The sequence below is a fragment of the Terribacillus aidingensis genome (assembly GCF_900215625.1).
Taxonomy (GTDB): domain Bacteria; phylum Bacillota; class Bacilli; order Bacillales; family Amphibacillaceae; genus Terribacillus; species Terribacillus aidingensis.
Genome location: NZ_OBEK01000005.1, coordinates 20,096 through 38,471, shown reverse-complemented (window position 1 = coordinate 38,471; position 18,376 = coordinate 20,096). Strand labels below are relative to the sequence as shown.

General features: G+C 43.6%; 19 protein-coding genes and 1 other annotated feature. Of the genes, 14 read left to right on the top strand and 5 right to left on the bottom strand.

Annotation, left to right across the window (positions count from 1 at the left end):
- The first annotated feature begins 16 nt into the window (after positions 1-16).
- From CRO17_RS14580 to CRO17_RS14565, 4 genes are all read left to right on the top strand, one after another.
- Complete coding sequence (locus CRO17_RS14580; protein ID WP_097043217.1) at positions 17-712, top strand: response regulator transcription factor; 696 nt, start codon at positions 17-19, stop codon at positions 710-712.
- Positions 709-2,025, top strand: coding sequence for a sensor histidine kinase (locus CRO17_RS14575; protein ID WP_097043216.1), 1,317 nt, complete (start codon positions 709-711; stop codon positions 2,023-2,025). Before CRO17_RS14580 ends, CRO17_RS14575 begins: the two co-directional genes overlap by 4 nt.
- A 100-nt stretch (positions 2,026-2,125) precedes the next feature.
- The gene (typA, locus tag CRO17_RS14570; protein ID WP_097043215.1) at positions 2,126-3,952 is read left to right on the top strand and encodes a translational GTPase TypA; all 1,827 of its coding nucleotides are present in this window, start codon (positions 2,126-2,128) and stop codon (positions 3,950-3,952) included.
- Positions 3,953-4,066: 114 nt separating this feature from the next.
- On the top strand, positions 4,067-4,369 hold the full coding sequence (locus CRO17_RS14565; protein WP_097043214.1) for a YkvA family protein: 303 nt from the start codon (positions 4,067-4,069) through the stop codon (positions 4,367-4,369).
- Positions 4,370-4,568: 199 nt separating this feature from the next.
- Here the strand turns inward: CRO17_RS14565 and CRO17_RS14560 are convergent, their stop codons facing one another.
- The 3 genes from CRO17_RS14560 to CRO17_RS17380 all read right to left on the bottom strand — a co-directional run bounded on the left by CRO17_RS14560 (position 4,569) and on the right by CRO17_RS17380 (position 6,820).
- Positions 4,569-5,885, bottom strand: coding sequence for an ABC transporter permease (locus CRO17_RS14560; RefSeq protein ID WP_097043213.1), 1,317 nt, complete (start codon positions 5,883-5,885; stop codon positions 4,569-4,571).
- Entirely contained in the window at positions 5,882-6,580 is a 699-nt protein-coding gene (locus CRO17_RS14555) for an ABC transporter ATP-binding protein (RefSeq protein WP_097043212.1), read from the bottom strand. The genes CRO17_RS14560 and CRO17_RS14555 overlap by 4 nt, the downstream gene beginning before the upstream one ends.
- A 102-nt stretch (positions 6,581-6,682) precedes the next feature.
- Positions 6,683-6,820 carry a YfhE family protein gene (locus CRO17_RS17380; protein ID WP_143596030.1) on the bottom strand — a complete coding sequence of 46 codons (138 nt, stop codon included), beginning with the start codon at positions 6,818-6,820 and terminating at the stop codon, positions 6,683-6,685.
- Positions 6,821-6,925: 105 nt separating this feature from the next.
- Positions 6,926-7,143: a binding site (T-box leader), on the top strand.
- Positions 7,144-7,187: 44 nt separating this feature from the next.
- Between CRO17_RS17380 and argS the strand changes: the two genes are divergently transcribed.
- Positions 7,188-8,870, top strand: coding sequence for an arginine--tRNA ligase (gene argS / locus CRO17_RS14550; protein WP_097043211.1), 1,683 nt, complete (start codon positions 7,188-7,190; stop codon positions 8,868-8,870).
- Here argS and CRO17_RS14545 read toward each other — a convergent pair whose 3' ends face one another.
- Positions 8,871-9,332: a cupin domain-containing protein gene (locus CRO17_RS14545; protein ID WP_097043210.1), complete on the bottom strand. Its 462-nt coding sequence runs from the start codon at positions 9,330-9,332 to the stop codon at positions 8,871-8,873. It lies immediately after the preceding gene.
- 129 nt (positions 9,333-9,461) lie between these two features.
- On the opposite strand from CRO17_RS14545, the gene CRO17_RS14540 reads away from it, so the two are divergent.
- From CRO17_RS14540 to abc-f, 6 genes are all read left to right on the top strand, one after another.
- On the top strand, positions 9,462-10,601 hold the full coding sequence (locus CRO17_RS14540) for a CapA family protein (protein WP_097043209.1): 1,140 nt from the start codon (positions 9,462-9,464) through the stop codon (positions 10,599-10,601).
- A gap of 65 nt (positions 10,602-10,666) precedes the next feature.
- Entirely contained in the window at positions 10,667-10,987 is a 321-nt protein-coding gene (locus CRO17_RS14535) for a thioredoxin family protein (protein ID WP_097043208.1), read from the top strand.
- Between the two features lie 127 nt (positions 10,988-11,114).
- A complete protein-coding gene (locus tag CRO17_RS14530) occupies positions 11,115-12,455 on the top strand; it encodes an Nramp family divalent metal transporter (protein ID WP_097043207.1) in 1,341 nt (446 codons plus the stop codon).
- Positions 12,456-12,541: 86 nt separating this feature from the next.
- Positions 12,542-13,435, top strand: coding sequence for a diacylglycerol/lipid kinase family protein (locus tag CRO17_RS14525; protein ID WP_097043206.1), 894 nt, complete (start codon positions 12,542-12,544; stop codon positions 13,433-13,435).
- 63 nt (positions 13,436-13,498) lie between these two features.
- On the top strand, positions 13,499-13,606 hold the full coding sequence (locus tag CRO17_RS18085) for an RAxF-45 family protein (protein ID WP_306278107.1): 108 nt from the start codon (positions 13,499-13,501) through the stop codon (positions 13,604-13,606).
- A gap of 159 nt (positions 13,607-13,765) precedes the next feature.
- Positions 13,766-15,388: a ribosomal protection-like ABC-F family protein gene (gene abc-f, locus CRO17_RS14520; RefSeq protein WP_097043205.1), complete on the top strand. Its 1,623-nt coding sequence runs from the start codon at positions 13,766-13,768 to the stop codon at positions 15,386-15,388.
- A 34-nt stretch (positions 15,389-15,422) separates the two neighbouring features.
- Here the strand turns inward: abc-f and CRO17_RS14515 are convergent, their stop codons facing one another.
- Positions 15,423-16,310, bottom strand: a complete 888-nt coding sequence (locus CRO17_RS14515) for an SDR family oxidoreductase (protein WP_097043204.1) — start codon at positions 16,308-16,310, stop codon at positions 15,423-15,425.
- A 191-nt stretch (positions 16,311-16,501) separates the two neighbouring features.
- On the opposite strand from CRO17_RS14515, the gene CRO17_RS14510 reads away from it, so the two are divergent.
- The 3 genes from CRO17_RS14510 (at position 16,502) to CRO17_RS14500 (ending at position 18,118) form a co-directional block, all read left to right on the top strand.
- On the top strand, positions 16,502-16,777 hold the full coding sequence (locus tag CRO17_RS14510) for a glutaredoxin family protein (protein ID WP_179637109.1): 276 nt from the start codon (positions 16,502-16,504) through the stop codon (positions 16,775-16,777).
- Between the two features lie 109 nt (positions 16,778-16,886).
- Positions 16,887-17,399: a YppG family protein gene (locus tag CRO17_RS14505; RefSeq protein ID WP_097043202.1), complete on the top strand. Its 513-nt coding sequence runs from the start codon at positions 16,887-16,889 to the stop codon at positions 17,397-17,399.
- A gap of 23 nt (positions 17,400-17,422) precedes the next feature.
- Complete coding sequence (locus CRO17_RS14500) at positions 17,423-18,118, top strand: alpha/beta hydrolase (protein WP_097043201.1); 696 nt, start codon at positions 17,423-17,425, stop codon at positions 18,116-18,118.
- Positions 18,119-18,376 lie beyond the last annotated feature (258 nt).

Here is an 18,376-nt window from a genome sequence, read left to right as displayed (position 1 = left end):
AAAGGAGTACGAGCATTTGTTAAATCATATTATCGTTGTAGAAGACGATCCTAATATACGAAATATAGTAGAAGCGTACTTAAAAAAGGAGGGCTACCGAATCAGTGTAGCCGAGACAGCTGAACTGGCTTTGGAGCTGGCAGAAAAGGAAGTTCCGGATATGTGGATCATGGACATCATGCTGCCAGGTATGGACGGATATGCACTATGCAATAAAATACGCCAGACAAGCGAGGTACCAATCATTATCATTTCGGCAAAAGATGAAGAAATTGACAGAATCCTTGGTTTGGAACTAGGCGGCGATGATTATCTGACTAAACCTTTCAGCCCGCGCGAATTAGTTGCACGTGTGAAGAGACTTTTCAAAAGATGGAACCCGCAAACCCAGCCTGACATGCAGGCAGCAGTGAAACAGATGGATTTAGAAGCAGGCGATTTGCAGCTTCATTTAGGGGAACGCCGTGTTTACTGGCATGAAGAAGAAGTGGAAGTAACTGCAAAAGAATTTGAGATGATCGTAATTCTTGTTCAAAATCCTAACCGTGCTTTCTCGCGCGACGAGCTGCTGACACAAGTGTGGGGAGAAGATTATTTCGGCAGCGACCGTGCTGTTGATGACTTGGTAAAACGGCTTCGCAAAAAGATGGAGGGAATTCCTATTGAAACGGTATGGGGCTTTGGCTACCGGTTCAGGATGGATGAAGAATGAGGCTGAAAACACAACTAAATCTAGCTTTCACAACTTTGCTTATCATTGTGATGGGGTTCACAGCGATAACTTTGTATTCGCAATTGAAAAGTTTACTCGTGACCAATGAGACGAGACAACTGGAGGAAAGCGGACAGATTTTACTCACGACAATAAGCGGCATAGACGAAATCCCTGTTCCTGCACTTGATTCCATGCTAAATAATTTGGATCTTAGTATGTTTCTTTATGACGAACAAGCAGAGGAAGTAACCTATACCAACTTAGTAAAGTCAGATGCGGAGAGGCTTGCAGAAAACCACGATACGGCTCCTACGCGTGAAAACACCATTTGGAAGGATAAGCAAAATAGTTTTGTTGTTAAATCAATTAAGGTTGGACCAGAACAACATATGGTTATTCTTCGTCCTATCAGAGAACTGGAAGAAGTACAGCAAAGTTTCTTCCAGCGCATTCTGCTTGTCTTCTTAATCGGTGTCATGATAGCAATCTTAATCAGCACCTACTTAACACAGCGTTTAGTGCGGCCTTTAACTGAATTAAAATATCAGCTTAAAAAGATTCAGCGGCGTGAATTTGATAAGATTAAATCGGTTAAAGCGAGCGGTGAAATTAAGGAAGTAGAACAAAGCGCAATTGAGATGGCGAAGGAATTGAACCGCTACATTACGTCACAGCGCCAATTTTTCCAAAATGCCAGCCATGAATTAAAAACACCGCTCATGACGATTCAAGGCTATGCCGAGGGAATTAAAGACGGCGTCTTCACCGGCAAGGATAAGGAGCACGGATTGGAAGTTGTTGTATCCGAGATCAGTCGTTTAAAACAGCTTATAAACGAGATGATTTTGCTGGCCAAGCTGGACAGTGAAGAAGGAATTTATAAAGAGGAACGAGTAGAGATCAAAGAGCTTATCAACCAGACAATTGACCGGGCACTGCCCCTTGTAAGCGACAAAAATATTAAAATGACGTACAATAAACCTTCTGACATTGTAATTAGTGGGGATAAAGAGAAGCTGCTTCGGGCAATGATGAATATAACGTCTAATGCCATCCGCCACGCCAATAGTCAGGTTCATCTATCCGTACAGCCAAGCGGTATCAGAAGTGTGGAGATTACTATTTCAGATGATGGTCCAGGGATTTCAGATGAGTTATTGCCGAATATGTTCCAGCGTTTTGTAAAAGGGGACGGCGGTGAAACTGGACTTGGCTTGGCGATTTCCCGTGCAATCGTGGAAAGGCATAATGGTACCATTCAAGCGGGTAAATCTAAGTTAGGCGGGGCAAGCTTTACCATAATATTATAATGTAAATGTTTGCCTGTCCTATTGTACCAAGCATGAACTATGGTATAATTAACAGGTTGTAGTCGGTTAGGATTACATGAAGAAGAGGAGACATGTATACATGCAATTAAGAGAAGATATTCGCAATATCGCGATTATTGCCCACGTTGACCACGGGAAAACAACTTTGGTTGACCAGTTGCTTAAATATTCTGGTACGTTTCGTGATAACGAACACGTGGATGAGCGCGCAATGGATTCAAATGACTTGGAAAAAGAGCGCGGTATTACAATCTTGGCGAAAAACACTGCGATTAACTATAACGATACACGAATTAACATATTGGATACACCAGGACACGCCGATTTCGGCGGTGAGGTGGAGCGCGTACTGAAAATGGTAGACGGCGTTCTGCTTGTTGTTGATGCTTACGAGGGTGCAATGCCGCAGACTCGATTCGTATTGAAAAAAGCATTAGAGCAAAAGCTTACTCCGGTTGTTGTTGTAAACAAAATCGACAAACCAAGTGCGCGTCCTGAACATGTAATTGATGAAGTGCTTGATCTATTCATCGAACTTGGTGCAGATGACGATCAGCTTGAATTCCCAGTTGTGTATGCATCAGCATTGAACGGAACTTCTGGTGAAAATCCAGAAGAACTACATGAATCTATGGACCCAATTTTCAACACAATCATGGAGAGCATTCCAGCACCAATTGACAATGCGGATGAAGGCTTGCAATTCCAGGTTACTATCTTGGATTACAACGACTTCCTAGGCCGTATTGGCGTTGGTCGTATTTTCCGTGGTTCTGTTAAAGTTGGCGATCAAGTTTCCTTGATGAAGAAAGATGGCTCTGTGAAGAACTTCCGTATCACGAAGCTATTCGGTTTCATTGGCTTGAAACGTACAGAGATTACAGAAGCAAAAGCTGGTGATATTGTTGCCGTTGCGGGTCTTGAAGATATTAACGTAGGGGAAACTGTCTGCTCGGTTGATAAGCCGGAAGCACTTCCGATCCCGCGTATCGACGAACCTACATTGCAAATGACTTTCCTTGTGAACAACAGCCCGTTTGCAGGTAAAGAAGGGAAATACATCACTTCCCGTAAAATCGAAGAACGTTTGCTTACACAGCTTGAGACAGACGTAAGTCTTCGTGTAGATCCAACTGATTCTCCTGATGCCTGGACTGTATCCGGCCGCGGTGAGCTTCACTTGTCTATTTTGATTGAGAACATGCGTCGTGAAGGCTATGAATTGCAGCTATCCAAGCCGCAAGTAATCCTAAAAGAAATTGATGGCAAAATGTGTGAACCGGTAGAACGCGTACAAGCAGACGTACCGGAAGATTACACTGGAGCTGTTATGGAATCTCTAGGTTCCCGTAAAGGGGAAATGGTTGATATGATCAACCAAGGTAACGGTCAAGTGCGTCTTGAATTCCGTGTACCTTCTCGTGGTTTGATCGGTTATTCTACAGAATTCATGTCCCAAACACGCGGATTTGGTATCTTGAACCATACATTCGACGGATATGAGCCGGTTGTTGCTGGACAAGTAGGCGGCCGTTCTAAAGGTGTTCTTGTTGCACTTGAGCAAGGGAAAGCATCGACTTACGGTATTATGAAATTAGAAGACCGCGGTATCATCTTCACTGCTCCAGGTACAGATGTATACGCAGGTATGATCGTCGGAGAACACAGCCGTGACAATGACTTGACTGTTAACATCGCAGTTGAGAAACATTTGACTAACGTACGTTCTGCAAATAAAGATCAGACTTCTACGATTCGTAAGACACGTGATTTGTCTCTTGAAGAAGCGATTGAATACTTGAATGACGATGAATACTGTGAAGTAACACCAGAATCCATTCGTCTTCGTAAGAAAATCCTTAACAAGAACGAACGCGAAAAAGCATCTAAAAAGAAAAAAGCATAAATTGCTTAACGAAAAGCCCAGCGTGCAGATGCTGGGCTTTTCGTATTTCTTGAGAAAAAGCTATCTATCCCTTAAAATGGAAGCAGTCCCACTTGGACAGAAAGGAAGGATGATATGGTCAGACTATGGAGCAGGCTCCGTTTTCTGTTCAATTTCCGCAAATCGATCCCATTTCTAAAAGCATTCTTTACTGCTAAAGAAGTGGCAGCAGCGAAGAAGGTAACCGCCATTGCATTGATTGTGTTGTATTTCGTCTTTCCATTCGACTTGATACCAGATTTCCTCATCGGAATCGGAATAGTGGATGATTTGGCTGTGGCGACATTTATCCTCCAGCTTATTGTCAAGATGGCACCTGTACATTTGAAGGATGAGTATGATATTGATCGACATGATCATAAGATTATAAATACGTAAAGAGCTGGGACAATAGAGTTTTAGCTGTGTATAAAACCAAAGGACACTGCGATTATAGCAGTGTCCTTTTTTATCAGAAATGGAGATAAGAGCGCTGCTTCGGGATTAAACTCCGCTTTTCTGTCCTTCATCTTAGGTGCTTGAAACTAACACATAGCACAGTCAGAATGCTCTCGATCCGGTGCTTGCTGCAGCAAGCTCAAATTTCCCGACGCAGCGCCCGAAGGACATCGACATTTGTCGCTTGTTTAGCTGGTCTGGAGCCGGAAAGAATCGTTACGATTAAACAAATCGACACGCTAATAGCTACGAGCAAGAATGGAATAGAAGAGAGCTGCAGTGTTTCTGGGATTTCCTCTGCGAATATTTGTTCCAAAATAATTGGCACCCCGGTATTAACGGAAAAGCTGATTAAGTAAGCCACTGCTGTACCAATCAATGCGCCGGCAAGTCCGATAAACGTACTTTCCATAAGAAAGATTTGTTTGATTGTTTTTGGATTTGCTCCGATAGCTTTCATAATACCAATATCAGGTGCCCGTTCTGTTACTGCCATTGTCATCGTATTGTAAATGCCTATGGATGCGATCAAAACAGCAATCGTGCCGACGATAATCAGCCCAGCTTTGGCAACATTAAATAATACATTAATATTTTTGAGTTCTTCTAAGTTAGAGTAGGCTTGATATTCTTTTTCCTCCAAGGAAGTTAAGATACCGTCGACTGCTTCTGCATTGGAGGCATACACTTCTACTTGATTGTATAGCGGATCTCCTTGCTCCGTGTAGCTGTCTGTCATTTGTAATGCGTCATCCAATTTTCTTTTCAAAGCAGGAGTTGTTTTGACGCTATTCATATGGATATATTCATTTGCTGGTGCTGCTTCGATGCCAACAATTTTCACCGTTTCTGTAGTGGTCTTTAACTCATTAGTTTCTTCTGCAGTGGCGGATGCTTGCAGCTCGATTTCCTTGTTAAGAAGATTCTCTTGGTATTGATATTCCGTTTTAATCATACCGTCATCCGCATAGAGATCTTTTTCTTCGACATCATCCTGAACGAGCTGTTTCGCAAAATCACTGCTGATGACAATTTCATTTTCTGCTTCTGGTAATCTGCCGTTCTTTATCTCAAGACCAACTTGTTTTTCCTTTTCAAAATCTACTGCAATCGCTTCGGGCATCTCATTTGTATACCCGTCAATATGGTAAGAGGTCTCGCCTAAGTACTGTATTTCTCGTACTGTTTTAACGCCATCTATCTGCTGCAATTCAGCTATGTTTTCGCCTGTAAAGCCAATTTGAATCGCTTCATTTTTTCCATATATATCTATTTTTGTGATCGCACTGCTTTCCAGCTGATCCTTTACGATCGAATCGTGCAAACCAAAACCGACAGAAGCGAGAACAATTAAGAAACAGCTTCCCATTGCAGCTGCAAGAATTGTCATCAAAACACGAACGCGATTCTTTTTCATATTTTGGCGTACAAATTGCCATTTATCTCCGAATGTCATACCGGCATCACTCCTTTCGCTTGGAGCATCTGTCCATCCTTGATTTCCAGCTGTCGATCGGCAATAGCGGCAACCTCTTGGTCATGTGTGATTAAGAAAAAGGTAATGCCGTTTTGTTTATTTAGTTTCTGAATGAGAGCAAGGAGTTCAGCCTCCGTATCACTATCTAAACTGCCGGTTGGTTCATCCGCTAAAATTAACGGCGGATCAAGTATGAGTGCTCTGGCGATGGCTACACGTTGCTGCTGACCGCCGGATAATTCAGAAGGATAATGGTGGGGATATGCTTCGAGTTCTACCTGACGCAGCATATCGGCCACTTTTTGATTGCGTATTTGTTTGGAAGTGCCATTAAGGATTAGGGGTAATTCAATGTTCTGGGCAGCGGTCATACTCGGAATCAGCTGGAAGTTTTGAAAGATGTAACCGATGTGCTGCAAGCGAAAATCAGCCAGTCTGCCTTCATCCCAGCTAGTAATCTCTGTTCCGTTAATTGCCACTTCGCCGCTGGACGGCTTGATAAACCCGCCGATGATATGCAGCAGCGTCGACTTGCCGGAGCCGCTTTTGCCGACAAGACTGACAATCTCTCCTTTTTGTACATGAAAATTTATATGGCTGAGCACTGGGACAACTGTTTCTTTTGCCTTTTTCCCCATTGTATAGCGATGGGATACGTCCTTTATTGTTATCATTTTTCTCCTCCTGTTTTTCCTGTTATATATAACGACGGCATAAAGAGGGAAAAGTATACAAAAAAATCCTGCTGTTTTGTGAAACAGCAGGATTCGAACAGATTATCGTTTTTTCTTCTTGTGGAAGCCGCCGGCAATATCCGCTTGTTTAAACTCTTTGCGGAAAGTTACTTCACGTGCATCCGATAGACTCACACCATTCATGCGTACGGGTTGATAGTTATTATATTGTTTAGCCATGCGATCATCCTCCTTTATTGTGATACGACTAGTTTTCCCGACATCATAAAATTCTAAACAGAGGGTTGCATCTGTCGTTAAAATCGTTATAATAAGTAACAATATATATAAGCCGATAAGAAAGAGAGTACTGCAGCAGGAAACGGCAGCGAGTCCCGGGGTGGTGAAAGCGGGATGTGGAAGGCGGCAGGAACCGGACTTTCTTGGCAGCAGCCTTGAACGAACGATTAAGTAGAGGGTGCCGGGATATCAATCTCGTTAACAAGTTGAGCTGGTCTGTAAAAGACAATTAGAGTGGTACCGCGGGATAACCCGTCTCTTCCAAATGGAAGAGACGGGTTATTTTTATTTTTAGGAGGAATGAGACATGTACAAATCAATCGCAGCTGAACTAGTAGCTGAAGCACTGAACAAATCAACAGAAGAAACAACAAAAATGATTGAAAGACCGAAACAGCTGCAGCATGGAGATTATGCCTTTCCTTGTTTTGCATTAGCAAAAGAAAAAAGACAATCGCCGCAGTATATTGCGAGTGAATTAGCAGAAAGTCTTTCGAACCCCGCATTCTCTGCTATCGAGGCAATGGGAGGTTATGTGAATTTCACGCTCCACAAAGAACATGCAGGCAGCCACGTGCTGCAAACGATTCAACAACAGCAAGCGGCGTACGGAAGTTCAACGGTTGGACAGAAGGAGCTGGTGACAATTGATTTGTCGTCTCCAAACATCGCCAAGCCGTTCTCCATGGGGCATCTCCGCTCTACTGTGATTGGCAGCAGCATCGGTCTTTTGCTGGAAAAACAGGGCTATCAGGTTGTAAGGATTAACCATGTCGGCGACTGGGGAACGCAATTTGGCAAACTTATTTGTGCGTATGAGAAATGGGGAGATGAAGCGAAAGTTCGCAGGAACACAATTCCGGAGCTGCTGAAGCTGTACATTCGTTTTCATGAAGAAGCCGCGCAAAATGAGCAGCTGGACCAAGAAGGCAGAGACTGGTTCCGCAAATTGGAGCAGGGAGACGCGTATGCCAAGAAGCTTTGGCGCTGGTTCCGTGATGTGTCGATGGAAGAATTCGGCCGTGTGTATGAGCTGATGGGCGTGACGTTTGATTCAGACGCAGGAGAAGCTTTTTATAATGACAAAATGGATCGTGTTGTAAAAGAACTAGAGCAAAAAGGGCTGCTCAGTTTGTCGGAAGGCGCACAGGTAGTGGAATTAAATACATACAATCTGCCGCCCAGCTTAATCAAAAAGAAAGATGGAGCAACACTTTACGCAACGCGCGATCTGGCAGCGGCAATCTACCGCAAGGAAACGTATAACTTTTCGAGAAGTTTATACGTTGTCGGACATGAACAAAATCTGCATTTCCAGCAGCTGAAAATTGTCCTGATGAAAATGGGATATGACTGGGCGGATGGTATTACTCATATTCCATTCGGTATGGTACTGCAAGATGGCAAGAAAATGTCAACTCGTAAAGGGAAGCTGGTGCTGCTGGACAAAGTATTAGAACAGGCTATCCAGCTTGCAGACGATAATATCTCCAAAAAGAACCCAAACCTGATTCATAAAGAAGAAGTGGCAAGACAAGTAGGTGTAGGAGCAGTGCTATTTCACGACTTGAAGCAGGAACGTATCCATGATATCGACTTTTCACTTGAAGATATGCTTCGAGTCGAGGGGGAGACAGGTCCGTATGTACAATATACCCATGCCCGTGCTTGTACACTGCTTGCCAAAAGCGAGATGAATCTTACCAGTCCGGAGATTGATAAAGATACAGCAGCAGAGGCATGGCCAATCCTTTCGCAATTGCTTCAATTCCCAGAAGCTGTTACGTATGCGGCGGCTAATTATGATCCATCCCGTATTGCCAAGTATGTGATTGACCTAGCACAAGCGTTTAACAGCTATTACGGCAAAGTGCGTATCCTGGAAGAAGACGAAAAGCTGGCAGCGCGAATAGGCATCGTCACTGCCGTAAAAACTGTCTTAGCTGAAGGACTTCGTCTGCTCGGTATAGGCGCACCAAAACAAATGTAGTTAACGCCAAATGGAGTTCCCAGTAACAGGATCCTGCTGTGGCAGCGGGACATGATGAATGTCTTGTAATGCTTGTTCATATTCACCTTGTTTATCTGTCTTTGTATTAAAGGACATGCCATTTGGATAAGCGCCGATTACTTCAAAATCATCTGTTTGCTGCAGCCGTTTATGCGCCGTACCCGCTGGAAGAACAAGTACATCACCGCGTGCTAGCTGCAGCTGTTCGCCTGCGGGGCCGCCTAGCTGGACGGCAGCATATCCGCTTAAAACACCGAGTACCTCGTCGGCAGTACTATGATAATGATGATAAGGAAAAATCCCGTTTACCCAGCTGTTTTTCCAGTTAGTCGCCCGGAACACTTCTTGCATTGTATCGGTATCATGAATTGCATTCGGATGATACAGCACGGGCAGTTTGTTCGGATAGGTACCGTCTTCTTGAAAATAAAATGTTTGCATGCGAAACCTCCTTTGTTAGCAGTACCCGCGTTATCGGGGAATGTATACCAATTTCTACAAAAAATGCTGTTTTTCATTCTGTTCTGCGTATATAATACTAGTAAAATACGCACAGACAGGCGGCGAAGAATGAATAAAACAGCAATCACGATTGGATTAACGGTTCTTGTCATGTTAACGGCATGCGGCGGAGGTACACCAAAACAGGAAGCAAAAGCAGTCACAGCTGTAAAGCAGAATACAATAGAGCTGGAGGCGAAGAAGGAGCCGGTTCCAAAAACAGTTTCGGTTACAGCTATTGGAGATGTGCTGTTGCATAGCTCTATTTATTCAGAAGCGAAGGCGAAGACAGGTTATAATTTTGACCCAATGTTTCAAGATGTGAAGCCTTACTTAAAAGAGACGATACTCACGGTAGCCAATCAGGAATCCATCATGGGGGGAGAAGCGCTCGGTGTGTCCACTTATCCAACCTTTAACAGTCCAGATGAAATTGGCGATACCTTGAAGGATGTGGGTGTGGATGTTGTTACGATGGCCAATAACCATACGTTAGACCAGGGAGAAGCCGGTATTAAGCATGCTGCTGCACAATACGAAAAGATTGGTTTGGCATATACTGGTGCGTATGCAACTAAGCAGGATAGTGAAAAGCTAACAATTGAAACAACACCTGAAGGCATTTCTGTTGCGTTTCTCAGCTATACGTATGGGACGAATGGGATTCCGGTGCCGGAGGGAAAAGATTATCTCGTCAACTTAATAGATAAGCAAAAAATCAAAGACGATATAAAACGGACAAAACAAGCAGCCGACGCAACGATTGTCAGTCTTCATTTTGGGACTGAATATCAAGATGATCCTAATGAAGAGCAAAAACAACTTGCGCAATTTGTTGCAGATCAAGGTGCAACAGCAATATTAGGCAGTCACCCGCATGTTTTGCAGCCAGTACAATGGCTGACAGGAAAAGATGGCAACAAGACGCTTGCCATCTATTCGCTAGGTAACTTTATTGCGGCACAGGAGGAAACGGACCGACGTATTGGCGCAGCTTTCCAATTTGATTTAGAACAAGATGGACAAACTGTCACTGCTGCGAATCCAAGTATCCTTTTGACTTATTTAACCTTTACAGACTGGCATGACTATCGCATTGAACCGATGTACCAGCTGCCAGAAATGAAGGCGGCATATGAGACAAAGAAAAAACATATGGCAAAGCTAGTTCCTGAGCTTACATTTATAGAAGAAGCACCGGCGAGCTAACTGCTTGCTTTCGTTCTAGTGTGTACCGTATCTTTAGAAAGACATGTAAAAGGGGGAAAACGAGAATGGAACACATCAACACAAAAGTAAGATTTAATGAGGTTATTGCTAGTGAGGAGCCGATTATCGTAAAGTTTTTCGCGGACTGGTGCCCGGATTGTAAGCGTATGGACATGTTTATTGACTTAGTTCTTGCGGAATATGGTAATTATAAATGGTTTGAGCTGAATAATGATGAAGTACCTGATGTTGCTTCTGAACAGGAAGTAATGGGGATTCCAAGCATCCTTATCTTCCAAAACGGTGAAAAACTTGCGCATCTGCACAGCGCCAATGCGAAATCTCCAGAAGAAGTTATTGCTTTTCTTCAGCAGCAGCTTGGGTAAGTTTGGAGAAAGAAAGCTTTCCTGGATATCCGGGAAAGCTCTTTTTATATCGTTATGTTTTCCTTGATTAAAAATGTTTCCTTTGGTAAACTTGTGCTATTATACAACAAGAAAGAAGCGATTTTGTATGGGAAAAGAAAGGGATAAGGGCTGGCTCACTAAGACTGGTGATAAAAGTCTGGAAGAGTCCAATCATAGTGTGGCAATACCAGAGAATGGGCATTTTTTTAAAAAGCTATTTGCTTTTATGGGGCCGGGTGTGCTTGTAGCTGTCGGCTTCATTGACCCAGGCAACTGGGAGACGTCGATATCAGCGGGTTCATCCTTTGGATATACGCTGCTTGCTGTCGTGCTGCTTTCTAATTTGATTGCGATGCTCATGCAAGGTCTCGCAGCCAAGCTGGGTATAGCTACTGGACGGGATTTAGCGCAGGCAACTAGAGACGCGTTTCGCCCGAAAGCCGTGGTTGTGCTGTGGCTGCTGACGGAGCTTGCAATTATCGCTACCGATTTGGCCGAAGTACTCGGATCAGCGATAGCGCTGAATTTACTTTTCCATATACCTATTATGATCGGGATTATTATTACAGCACTGGATGTCCTGCTTCTTTTGTTATTGCAGAAAAAAGGATTCCGCTGGATGGAAGCAATCATTACGGTATTGATGGTTACGATTGCTGGCTGTTTCCTATTTGAAATGATTTTCTCACACCCTGCTTTATCTGAAGCACTAAAAGGATATATTCCTTCAACTGAAATTGTTACAAATCCATCGTTATTGTTCTTGGCACTCGGCATATTGGGAGCGACTGTCATGCCGCATAATTTATATCTGCATTCTTCGATTGTGCAGACAAGAAATTATCATGACACAGACAAAGGAAAAAAAGAAGCGGTCCGATTTGCTTATATTGATTCAACCTTTTCACTCGGTGTCGCTTTCTTCGTTAATTCAGCGATTCTTATTTTAGGTGCAGCTGCTTTCCATACGATTGGTGAGCATGTTGGCGGTATTGAGGAAGCGTATAAGCTGCTCACCCCGGTGATGGGCGCTGGTGCTGCCAGCTTCTTGTTCGGATTTGCCCTGCTCTTATCCGGTCAGTCATCAACCATTACAGGTACATTGACTGGACAGATTGTCATGGAAGGCTTCATTCGTTTTCGTATCAAACCGTGGGTGCGGCGTTTGTTTACGCGGATTATCGCAATTATTCCCGCACTGATCTTCGTTGGTATTTACGGACCGTCAAGTACCGGTGATTTGCTCGTATGGAGTCAGGTAATTCTTAGCCTGCAGCTCTCATTCGCTGTTATACCATTGGTGTTGTTCACGAGCAGCAAAAAGAAAATGGGGTCGTTCGCAAATAAGCTGCATGTAAAAATTCTGGCTTGGACGGCGACAGGGTTGATTGTCTGTCTAAATGCCTTTATGCTCGGATATATGATTGTGACAGGTCACGCCTTGTAAAGTCGGTTATCAGCCGGCTTTTTTTTCTGGCTTGAGTTTAGAGGGGAAAAGCTGCAGGGAACATAAAAGGAAAGGAGTGAAGAACGATGCAGACTTTTGGACATGCTCTTTATGTAATAAACGGAAATATGGACAAAGATCAAATGGAACGAGAACTTGGACAGACGCTTCCAAAGATTTCGCCAGCAGTAAAACAACTTGAAATCATGCAAACGAATGATCTGGAGGAGTTGATACGTTACTGCAAGCAGATGGCGGGGAAGGTTGACTTATTGATTGTTCATGGGGGTGATGGGACTATCCACGAAGTTATCAATGCGATTGCTCCTCTTTCAGTGCGTCCGAAACTGGCTATTATTCCTGGTGGTACGTGCAATGATTTCAGCCGTATGCTGGGTATTCCGCAGAATTTGAAGAAAGCAGCTCAGACGATTGCTGACGGGCAGACAGCGGCTATTGATATCGGGCAATATGAGGATACCTATTTCTTAAATTTTTGGGGAATGGGATTGATTGCTGATACTTCTAACAATATAAATGAAAATGAAAAATCTACTTGGGGAGTGCTCTCTTATTTTATGAGTACGTTACGGACAATTAATCAAGTCGAGCCCTTTGCGTATGAAATAGAAGTGAATGGAGAGAAAACTGCTGGTGAAGCTGTAATGATATTAGTGATGAATGGCCGATTCATTGGAACAAGAGAAATGGCGGGTTCAGCAATCAGGCCGGATGATGGAAAATTGCAGCTTTGTGTTGTCAAAAATTCTACACTCACAAGCTTTAAACAACTTCTCCAAATAAAGCAAGATAAAACAGATTTGACTGAACTCACCGAAGTAGAAGTACAGGACGTGGAAACTGTCCGTATTTTGTCTCCTGCTGGCAAGCCGATTGATATGGACGGAGAAATCTATGCAGATACTCCGGGGGAGATTAACATCCATCCTAGTCATCTTGAAATGATTGTTGGGGAATAGTTTGACAATTCACTCATAAACACATATACTGGAAATAACTACAGGGAGAAGGAGGGGAATCAGATGTTGCATAATATTTCGCGTGAAGCAGATCAAAATCTATTGCATCGCCGCGCGATTATTCATGGTTTCGTTGGTAACGGGATACGTATGCCCTTTTTTACCAACTGAATACTGAATAATATGCAGGATCTATTTCTCTACGACAAATAAAATAGGCGTGAAGAGAACCACACCCTGCGTGTGGTTTTTTTGTACCCTTTTTTCGATTTGCCAGAGTCAGACAGTCTTGCTGTCTGGCTTTTTTAATTAAAAAGGAGCGGATAAGCAATGTTAATAACACTAAAGTGCGTAAAGAAAATCATGGGTGGAAATCTGTTATTCGACAATCTTAACTTAGAAGTGAAACCAGGAGAAAAACTGGGTCTTGTAGGCAGGAATGGCAGCGGGAAATCGACTATTTTCAAGATACTCACAGGCTTGGAAGCTTGTGATGATGGGCAAGTGTTTATACGTAAGCAAACGAAGATAGGCTATTTAGAGCAATTACCGGAAGGAAGATACGGAACTGTTCAGCAATACTTGGCAGGTGCTTTTCATGAATTGGCAGCTTTGCAAAAGAAGATGCAAAGTCTGGAAGAGCAGATGCTAGATCCAAAAAAACTGGAAAAAGCGCTTCGTGTATACGGAGAAGTCCAGACTCTATTCGCAGAAGCAGGCGGGTATGAAATGGATGCTCAAATAGCTCGCACGGCCAATGGTTTGCATATTGGCCATTTGCTGGAAGAACCTTTTGAGAAGCTCAGCGGCGGTGAGAAAACAAAGGTAGGGTTGGCATATGTGCTTTTGCAGCAGCCGGACTTATTGCTGCTGGATGAGCCGACGAATCACCTTGATCTCGCAGCGATTGAATGGCTGGAAAAATTCCTTGCGAATTATAACGGTGCCGTTTGTGTTATCTCGCATGATCAGTATTTTCTCGATGCGACGGTTTCAAAAATTGCAAATCTTGAAGATGGAGAGGTAACAATCTATACTGGTAATTTTACCTCTTATCTGAAGCAAAAAGAAGCGAAGCTGCTGCAGGAATTTGAAGCTTATAAAGAGCAGCAGAAGAAGATTAAGAAGATGAAAGAAACAATCAAACGTCTGAAATTATGGGCTAACCAAGCTAATCCTCCGAATGAAGGACTTCATAAGCGGGCCCGAAATATGGAGCGTGCTTTGGAGCGAATGGAGAAACTCGATAGACCAAATATCGATCCAGCCAAGATGAAGCTGCAGCTGGCTGCTGATAATCGCAGCGGAGAAGATGTCATTCGGTTGGAGTCAGTTCGTAAGCGTTTCGGAACTAGAGACATATTGCGGGATATTTCGCTGCACCTCCGTTATAAAGAGCGGTTAGCAATTGTCGGCGATAATGGCAGCGGGAAATCAACACTCATTAAAATAGTCCTTGGAGATATAGCAGCGGATTGCGGAAGTGTGCATCTTGGAAGTGCAGTTCGGGCGGGTTATTTGCCGCAGCATCCATTAGAAGAAGCTGATGCTGACATGCGCATGATTGATTATTTCCGATCTGTTATTTCCGTAACGGAAGCGGATGCGCGTCATATGCTGGCAGCATTTATGTTTTACGGGTATGCAGTATTCCAGCCAATTGGGCGGCTGAGCGGGGGAGAGAGAATGCGCCTCAAGCTGGCCATTTTCATGCATGAAGGCATTAACTTACTCGTACTGGATGAACCGACAAACCATCTGGATTTAGAATCAAGAGAAGTTCTGGAGGAAGCCTTGGAACGATTTAATGGGACGGTCATTGGAATCAGTCATGATCGGCATCTGCTGAATGCTTGCTTTCCTCACACAGCATATTTGGAAGATGGTGTCTTGCACCGGCATATCGGAACGTATGAACAAACGAAGCATCATTGGAAAGCAGTAAAACAATAAAAAAGCTGCGAGCACATGCTCGCAGCTTTTTTGCTTATGCAGTCGGAATACCGCCAGTGATACTGTACACTTGAGCAGATACATAGCTTGAATCCTCAGAAGCAAGGAATACATACACACTGGAAAGCTCTGCCGGCTGTCCGGCACGTCCAATAGGAGTCTCAGGTGTCCCGCCGCCGAATTCCGGGATATTTTCTTGCGGCTGACCGCCAGAAATTTGCAATGGTGTCCAAATTGGACCGGGTGCTACGGAGTTTACACGGATTCCTTTGTCAGCAATCTGTGCTGCCAAGCCTTTTGTAAAGCCGATAATCGCTGACTTTGTAGCAGCATAATCCAATAGCATCGGAGAAGGATTAAAGCCTTCAACAGATGTCGTCGTAATAATGGAAGAACCAGCTGGCATATGCGGAATCGCTGCTTTTGACAGCCAATATAGCGGATAAACATTTGTTTCATACGTTTCTTTTATCTGCTCGGTAGGAAGATCAGCAATATCCTCGACAGCTTGCTGCTTACCAGCTACAAGAGCCAAAATATCCAAGCCGCCTAATTGCTCGTGCGCTTCTTCGACTAGTTTGTAGTTGAAATCTTCATCTTTCAGGTCGCCAGGAATTAAGACAGCTTTTCTGCCTGCTTCCTCAATTAATTGTTTTACTTCCTCTGCATCGGGCTGCTCCTCAGGAAGGTAGTTAATGGCAACATCTGCTCCTTCGCGTGCATAAGCGATCGCAGCAGCGCGGCCGATACCGGAATCTCCTCCTGTTACGAGTGCTTTACGACCGTCCAATTTACCAGAGCCTTTGTAGCTCTCTTCGCCGCAATCCGGTTTCGGATCCATTTCTTTTTGCAGCCCAGGGGCATCTTGGAATTGTTTTGGAAATGTATCATGGTAATATTGTGTTTTTGGATCTTTTGGCATGTCAAACAGCTCCTTTTTGATTAATTGCATATGCTACTGATACCACGCAGGAAAGAGTTCAAACTGTCTTCTTGCAAAGTAAAGGCTTACATAGAAAGAAAAGAAAAATATGAGCGCATGATGTTTTATTCCCTATATCACTGGGTAAAATATGGAATAGAATCAAGTTAGAGATTAAAGGAGAAATGAAAATGAAGCATCGCAAAGTGGACGTCTACATCAGTGATCATTGCAGACAATGCGATGAAGTAGTACAGCAGCTTGATGAGTGGAATATCTCCTACAATTTAAAGAATGTTACAGAATCGCCAGCTTTATTGAAAGAAATGCAGGCATATTCCATATACAGCACACCTCTCGTCCTAGTTAACGGGGAGAAAGTGCATGGTTTCCAGAGAGAAAGGCTCCAGCAAGTGCTTGGGCTTATAAATAGAATGCGGTCCACTCGGACACAAATTAGTTATTGAAGCAAAGATCAACGGACCCACGTGATTTTTGCTTTCTTTTTTTGTGACAGTTAACGCCCTGCCTTCGCCCAACATACGATGTAGAAGAATTAGGAAAGGCGTGTGGACGATGTACTATTACAATTCGGCAGCGCCGCGCTCCCGAACACAGGAACAGCAGATGAGCGATGGCCGTCAGCGTTACTATTACGAGCCGGTTTACCAGACAAATCCGGCACCGCAGTATTATAATAAAGAACAGATACAAACAAATGATGGTTTTGGTGATACTAACAGACAAACCGATCCGTATCTTTTTAACCCATATCCGCCTGAGCAATTCAGCCAATGGGGAGAACAGCAGCAAACGCCGCCCCCGCAGCAGCCAGCGGCAACACCTTATGAATATTTTAAGAAACCGCCGCTTGCGCCATATTGGCATGCGTACGCCCAGCCGACAAATGTGTATCAGCCTAAACAGCAAGCACAGCTCACAAAGGGGCTGGCATCCTATTTTCAAGATAAGAACGGACAGATGGATATTAACAAAATGATGTCTACAGTTGGGCAGATGGCGACGACAGTCCAGCAAGTTTCGCCTATTGTAAAATCATTAGGCTCTTTTTTAAATATATTGAAATAACAGGGGAAAGTGAAGATGAGCGTATGACAGGAATATTATGTATCCATGGCTTCACCGGCGGAACATATGAGGTGGAGCCGCTTACCCAGTACCTCCGCAATCAGCATACGGAATGGCAGGTGGAAATGGTTGCACTGCCAGGGCACGGTCAGACAGATGAATTGTGTCTGAAGGATGTTGGATACATGGAGTGGATTCAAGCTGCCGAAGAAGCATATGAGAGATTAGCGGAAAATTGCAAGCCTGTATATGTTATTGGATTTTCAATGGGCGGAATGATTGCGAGCCATTTAGCAGCGAAATATGGTGCAGACAAGCTTGTACTGCTATCCGCCTCGGGAAAATACCTTAACTGGAAGCTGCTTACATTAGAGGCGTTGCAGTGTATGAAAAATACATTTACAGGGGAAGCGCTAGATGACTTAAATATGCTTCGGCATGAGAAGCGGGGGAAGGTGCCGCTCCGCGCACTTTTGGAATTTAAGAAGTGTATTGATTACACCAAAAAAGCACTTCCGGATGTTTCTTGTCCGGTATTCATCGTGCAGGGAATTCAAGATAGTACGGTGCCTTACCGGACAGTTAAGTATTTGCATAAGCACTTAGGTTCAGCCAATCAAAAGCTCGTGCTGTTTGATGAATCAAAGCATTTAATTTGTCTTGGGCCGGATATTGACCAGATTTGCAGCCAAGTGGATGAATTTTTATTGAAAGCTTGAAATTTGCGTCAGGGTGTTTAATATCCTTCTCTCGGGAGAAAATAAGAATTAAGCTGAGAATGCCGGTAGACCTGCTGCTTGAAAAGCGAATATAAGTTTCCTGAACATGTGGTTACTTTAGGAAGGGCTTTATGATGAATATGCACGTCTATATACGTGTAATCATAGATATAGGTAGAATTCGGACAAATAGTGTGTTACTATAATTAAATCCAATGAATGCTTGCTTAAGGCCTCTTCCTTAGCGTGGAGAAGGCT